Source organism: Lentimicrobium sp. S6, assembly GCF_013166635.1.
GTDB lineage: Bacteria > Bacteroidota > Bacteroidia > Bacteroidales > UBA12170 > UBA12170.
In genome coordinates this window covers 1-7,152 of sequence record NZ_JABKBZ010000125.1, presented here as the reverse complement: position 1 = coordinate 7,152, position 7,152 = coordinate 1, and the positions used below count along the sequence as shown (strand labels likewise).

At 38.9% G+C, this 7,152-nt stretch carries 3 protein-coding genes; all 3 read left to right on the top strand.

Annotated elements, in window-relative coordinates; genetic code table 11:
* A partial coding sequence (locus HNS40_RS21320; RefSeq protein WP_253916462.1) for a sensor histidine kinase KdpD occupies positions 1 to 251 on the top strand: 251 nt, incomplete at its 5' end.
* A gap of 83 nt (positions 252 to 334) precedes the next feature.
* Positions 335 to 3,058, top strand: a complete 2,724-nt coding sequence (locus tag HNS40_RS21315) for a PAS domain S-box protein (protein WP_172284742.1) — start codon at positions 335 to 337, stop codon at positions 3,056 to 3,058.
* A 36-nt stretch (positions 3,059 to 3,094) separates the two neighbouring features.
* A partial coding sequence (locus HNS40_RS21310) for a PAS domain S-box protein (RefSeq protein WP_172284741.1) occupies positions 3,095 to 7,152 on the top strand: 4,058 nt, incomplete at its 3' end.

Sequence of the window (7,152 nt, the reverse complement as noted above, 5' to 3'; positions counted from 1 at the left end):
TAATTTCGGTAAGCGATACGGGGATTGGAATACCTAAAGATAGAATTGAAAAACTCTTCACTCTTAGCGAAAGCTATTCAACCAAAGGAACAAATAACGAAGAAGGTACCGGGCTTGGGCTTATCCTCTGTAAGGAATTTATTGAAAAACACGGCGGTAAAATTTGGGTGGAAAGCTTAGAAGCAGGCATTTCAATTGGCAAAGCAGGGGGTTCAGTATTTAATTTTACCATTCCTATAAAACCCATATAATGAATAGTGAGCAAACATATAACACGAAGAGAAAATCGAAGAAAAATTGTTTAATTTTATAATGAATAATACTGGAGGACTTCATGATTAAAGATATTGATAAAACCAAAGAGCAACTCATAGCTGAGTTGGACGATTTACGCGAACAAAGTAAAAAGCGTGAGGAAGAACATAAAGAAAGCCAGAAAAAATATCGTCTGCTTATTGAAAACTCGCCTGATTTAATTGCGATTCATAATATGACAGAGATTTTGCATATCAATAATAGTGGGCTAAAACTCGTAGGTGCAACAAGCCTGGATGAAGTAGTGGGAAAATCAGCCATTGATTTTATACATCCCGACGACAGGGCAATCGGTCTGGAAAATATAAAAAAACTATTCAGTAGAGAAGAATCAAAAGTTGCTATGGAACAAAGGTTTATCCGGCTGGATGGCAAGGTCATCCATGTTGAAGTTATCGGTGTTCCTATAAATTATGGTGAAGAACCGATGATTCAGATTATTGCCCGCGATATCACCGAACGCAAGCAGGCGGACAAGAAGCTACTGGAGAGCGAGAACAATTTGCGAACTCTTTTTAATGCGATGACGGATATTGTGTTTGAAATGGATTATGACGGAAGATATATCAATATTGCCCCAACATCACCGGAACTTATGTTCAAACCTTCGGATGATACAATTGGTAAAACACTGCATGAAGTATTTCCGAAATCTGAAGCCGATATTTTTCTTGAATTTATTCGTGAATGCCTCGATGAAAACAAAACAAATATCATTGAATACCCTATGGTAATTGATGACAAAACAATATGGTTTGAAGGCAGGGCAACTCCAAAAACAAAAAACTCGGTTCTTTATATTGCGAGAGACATCACCGAGCGCAAGCAGGCTGAGAAAGCGTTGCGGGAGAGTGAGCAGAAATACCGCAGTGTCGTTGGACAATCATTCGATGGCATCACCCTTTCAAGTGATAAAGGTATCGTTATTGAATGGAACAGAGCGCAGGAAAGGATCACTGGTCTGAGCCGGGAAGATGTACTGGGACAACCCTTGTGGGATGTCCAGATTCAGTTGGCACACGCAGACTTGAAAACGCCAGAAATGCACACGCAGCTCAAAGCCGGATTGCTTGGAGCCATAAAGGGAGAAGATACTTCATGGGATGGCCGCCTACATGATCAAGATATTCACTGTTCGGATAGTACTAGCAAGACGGTGCAAAGCGTGTCCTTCAGGGTCAAGACAGATGGCGAGACAATGTTCGGCACAATAATACGAGACATCACCGAGCGCAAGCTGGCAGAGGAAGTACTGAAAGAAAGCGAAAGCAAATTCAAAGGTTTGTTTACAAGTGTATCATCAGGAATCGTTTTCTGTGAAGCAATCTACGATAACAACATGAATATGATAGATTGTATATATAAAGATATGAATTCTTTATATGGAAATTTCACTGATTTAAAAAAAGAGACGGCAATTGGTAAAAGGGTATCTGAAATGCTACCCGGAACCGAACCCGAATGGTTTACTACATTTGGTCAGGTGGTAAAAACAGGAAATCCGATTGAGTTTGAAATGTACCACAAACAAAGCGGGAAGTATTATTCTGTTTTTGCTTATAATTCAAATATAGATGAGTTTGCTGCTATTTTTGAGGACATCACCGAGCGCAAGCAGACGGAAATTAAACTGAAAGAAAGCGAAGAGAGATATCGGTCTTTGGTGACTAGTTTGCCGGTTGGTATTTTTCGATCTACTCTGGAGGGCAAGATATTGTCAGCTAATCCTGCAATGATAGAAATATATGGCTTTGATTCTTTTGAAGAATTAACCAATGTGCCGGCGGCTGCATTTTACTCTGATGATAATCCCCGGGTAAAAATGTTAGCTGATTTAAAAAAAGAAGGCTATCTTTTAGAATACGAAACTTTGGAGAAAAAGAAAGATGGATCATTAATTTGGGTTTCTACCAATTACAAGCTTGCATACAGCGATTTTGATGATACTAATTATATCAATGGGGTTGTTTTTGACATCACCGAGCGCAAGCAGGCCGAACAAACCCTAAAAGTGAGTGAACAAAAACTAAGAGAAGGCAATGCCGAAAAAGACAAATTTTTCTCTATCATAGCCCACGATCTCAAAAGTCCTTTCAATGGAATTATGGGTTTTAGCCAATTGCTTGTTGAACAGGTTCGTGAAAATGATTATGATAACATTGAGAAATATGCTGAAATTATCCTTAACTCATCGCATCGGGCAGTTGATTTGCTGACAAATTTGATGGAATGGTCGCGTTCGCAAACCGGACGTATGGAATTTTCGCCGGAGTATTTGAGAGTAGCTGACCTTTGCAACGAAACAGTAGATTTATTGCAAACAATAGCCGGACAAAAATCCATTACCCTTAAAAATGAAATTCCTCCCAAAGCGATTGTTTTTGCCGATAATGCAATGATAAGTACAGTAATCAGGAATCTGATTTCGAACGCTGTAAAGTTTACCAAATCAGGTGGCAAAATTATGGTATCGGCACACGAAAAGCAAAACGAATTAATCATTTCGGTAAGCGATTCGGGCGTTGGAATTCCCAAAGACAGAATTGAAAAACTCTTTATACTTAGCGAAAGCTACTCAACTGCGGGAACAAACAAGGAAAAAGGCACCGGTCTTGGGCTTATCCTCTGTAAGGAATTTATCGAAAAAAATGGTGGAAGAATTTGGGTTGAAAGTGATCCGGATAGAAAATCGGGAGCAGGAGGTTCAATATTTTATTTTACCATTCCTACAAAACCTCTGTAATGAAAGTTAGCAAACAAAATTTAAGGATGACAAACTATGAAAAATGATTCTAACAAAACCAAAGAACAACTCATAGCTGAGTTGGACGATTTACGCACACAAAGTAAAAAGCGTGAGGAAGAACATAAAGAAAGCCAGAAAAAATATCGTCTGCTTATTGAAAACTCGCCTGATTTAATTGCGATTCATAATATGACAGAGATTTTGCATATCAATAATAGTGGGCTAAAACTCGTAGGTGCAACAAGCCTGGATGAAGTAGTGGGAAAATCAGCCATTGATTTTATACATCCCGACGACAGGGCAATCGGCCTGGAAAATATGAAAAAACTATTCAGTAGAGAAGAATCAAAAGTTGCTATGGAACAAAGGTTTATCCGGCTGGATGGCAAGGTCATCGATGTTGAAGGTATGGGTGTTCCTATAAATTATGGTGAAGAACCGATGATTCAGATTATTGCCCGCGACATCACCGAACGCAAGCTGGCGGACAAGAAGCTACTGGAGAGCGAGAACAATTTGCGAACTCTTTTTAATGCGATGACGGATATTGTGTTTGAAATGGATTATGACGGAAGATATATCAATATTGCCCCAACATCACCGGAACTAATGTTCAAACCTTCGGATGATGTAATTGGTAAAACACTGCATGAAGTATTTCCGAAATCTGAAGCCGATATTTTTCTTGAATTTATTCGTAAATGCCTCAATGAAAACAAAACAAATATCATTGAATACCCTATGGTAATTGATAACAAAACAAGATGGTTTGAAGGCAGTGCAACTCCAAAAACCAAAAACTCGGTTCTTTATATTGCCAGAGACATCACCGAGCGCAAGCTTGCAGAAGAAGCACTCCGGGAAAGTGAAGAAAAATGGAAATCACTTACCGAAAACTCTCCTGACTATATTATGCAGTTAGATCTGGATTATAAAATCCAATTCATCAATTACACAGTTCCTGGCTTATCACAAGAAAAAGTGATAGGTAAGTCAGTTCTGGATTTTGTGCCTTCTGACTTCCATGATACGGCAATTGATTGTTTTAAACGTGTTGTGCGAAGCGGCAAAGTAGATGGATACGAAACAATGTACATTGATGCGGATGGAAGCAAACAATACTTTGATGTTCGTATTTCCCCATTAACTGATAGTTATGGTAAAAATGTTGGTTTTATCAGTACATCTAATAACATCACCGAGCCCAAGCAGGCGGAGGAAGCATTACGAGAGAGCGAAGCAAAATTCAGGGATATGGCAAATCTTTTGCCACAAATTGTTTATGAGGCTGATCTTAAAGGTAATCTTACTTTTGGAAATCAACAGGCATTTAAAACTTTTGGATATTCGTTAGATGATTTTGAAAAAGGGTTTAATGTGATACAAATATTATTGCTTGAAGATAGAGCCAAAATGAAGGAGAATATTCAAAATATAATTAACGGAAAAAATGCCGGACCTAACGAGTATATTGCTCTTAAAAAAGATGGAAGCACATTTCCTGTCTTAATTTATTCAAGTTTAATTATCAAAGATAATAAACCTGCCGGTTTTAGAGGGATAGTTGTGGACATCACCGAGCGCAAGCTTGCAGAAGAAGCAATACAACAACGCGATAACTACCTCTCAGCATTGAATCAGACAAATGATATTTTACTTAAAGGCAATTTCGATGAGCAATTAAGCGAATTTGTGAAGATAGTTGGTAAGGTTTCTCAGGCAAGCCGAACCTATATTTTCAAAAACCACAGAAACGATATAGGGAGTTTGTTACTTAGCCAAATTGCCAAATATGTTGCCCAGGGTATTAAACCCGAAATTGACAATCCGCAACTGCAAAATTTATCCTATAAAGAATTTCTTCCACGCTGGCAAAAAACACTCTCGAAAGGAGAGATTATAAGTGGTAAGGTTTCCGAATTTCCTAAAAGTGAGCGAGAAATTCTCGAACCGCAAGAAATAAAGGCCATACTTGTAATACCCATTATTACTGAAAATGAATTTTGGGGATTTATAGGCTTTGATAACTGCAACAGCAATACAGAATGGAGCAAAAGCCAAATAGATTATCTGAAAGCAGCAAGCCTAAAACTCGAAAACAAAATTGTTGATTTAAAGAATAAGGAGAATCTCGAAAATGAAAATAAACGCTTTCTCGCTACTATGGATGCCATGGATGCCGGAGTGTATGTTAGCGATATGCAAACCCACGAACTTATATTTGCGAACAAATATTTTACCGATTTACTTGGTGAAATAATAGGTAAAAAATGTTATCAAGCATTACAAAACTTTAACAGCCCTTGCGATTTTTGCTCAAACCATCATTTATTAGACCAAAACCATAATCCAAAAGTTCCTTATGTTTGGGAACATAAAAACAGAATAACTAATCGTTGGTATCAATTAAGAGACCAGGCCATCCTATGGACAGACGGAAGGCTTGTAAGATTGGAGATAGCAACAGATATCACCGAGCGTAAGGAGGCAGAAATAAAACTGAAAGAAAGTGAGCATGAACTTAAGGAAGCGCAAAGTATCGCACAATTAGGTAGATGGGATTTAGATTTAATCAATAATCACCTTCATTGGTCGGACGGCATTTTCAAACTTTTCGAGATTGATCCAGAAAAATTCTCAGCAACCTATGAGGCTTTTATTGAAGCCATTCATCCAGATGATCGTGAAAAAGTTGATTTGGCCTACACCGAATCCTTAAAAACCAAACTACCTTGCGAAATTGAGCATCGTTTACTGATGAAAGACGGAAGGATTAAGTGGGTTATTGAAAAATGCCGGACAGAATATGATTTACAGGGAAAGCCTCTCAGATCAGTGGGAGTTGTTCAGAATATCACCGAGCGCAAGCAGGCGGAAGAGAAAATTCGGGAAAGCGAAGAACAATTCCGTAAAATGTTTAATGATCACGCTGCAATTATGCTTTTAATCGATCCGGAAAGCGGTGCGATTACTAATGCGAACTCTGCGGCTCAGTTATTTTACGGATATTCTCATCAACAGCTATGCGATCTGCGTATCCAGGAAATAAACCAATTATCAAATGATGAGGTGGCAAAGGAGATCCAAAATGCACGAAATCAATATCGAAATTATTTCTTCCCCCATAAATTGAAGAATGGTCAAATTCGCACAGTCGAAGTCCATTCAACACCAATGGAAATAAATAATGAAAAAATGCTCTTTTCGATCATCCACGACATCACCGAGCGCAAGCAGGCGGAGCAGGAGCTGAATCTCAAAAACGACATTATTAAACAGGAACGCGATTTGTTCATCGCAGGCTCTGTTGTTGTGTTCAAGTGGCAAAATGCCGATGGCTGGCCTGTGGAGTATGTATCGCCTAATGTAAAAGAAATACTTGGCTATTCTGCCGAAGAACTTAAGTCGGGCGGTACACCCTATATCGGGCTCATATTTCCTGAAGATATTGACCGTGTAGCCAACGAAGTTGCTACCAACAGTAAAAGCGGTACCGATAGATTTGCACATGAACCTTATCGGATCGTGCGAAAAGACGGGAAAATAATCTGGATTGATGATTACACATCAATAGTACGCAATACGGAAGGCGAGATTACACATTATCTTGGCTATGTTATCGACATCACCGAACGCAAGCAGGCGGAAAAAGAAATCACCAAACTTTCAACCGCAGTTCAGCAAAGCCCATCGGTTATTGCCATTACAGATACCAAAGGAAATCTGCAATATGCAAATCCTAAATTTACTGAACTTACAGGCTATAGTTTGGAGGAAGCCATCGGGCAAAATCCCCATGTATTGAAATCGGGAGAACAACCTGATGAGATGTATAAAGAACTTTGGGAAACAGTTTCAGCGGGCAAAGTGTGGCGGGGCGAATTTCACAATAAAAAGAAAAACGGAGAATTGTTTTGGGAAATGGCTTCTGTTTCACCCATATTTGATGAACAAGGCAAAATCGTCAATTATATTAAAGTAGCTGAAGACATCACCGAGCGTAAACAAGCCGAGGACAACTTCAGACACTCCATCGATGAGTCGCCATTAGGTATCAGAATTGTAAACCAGAAAGGAAAAACCATCTATGT

Bases quoted from the DNA above. Each gene is read 5' to 3' on its own strand.
- HNS40_RS21315 (WP_172284742.1), top strand. From the start codon at position 335: ATGATTAAAGATATTGATAAAACCAAAGAGCAACTCATAGCTGAGTTG.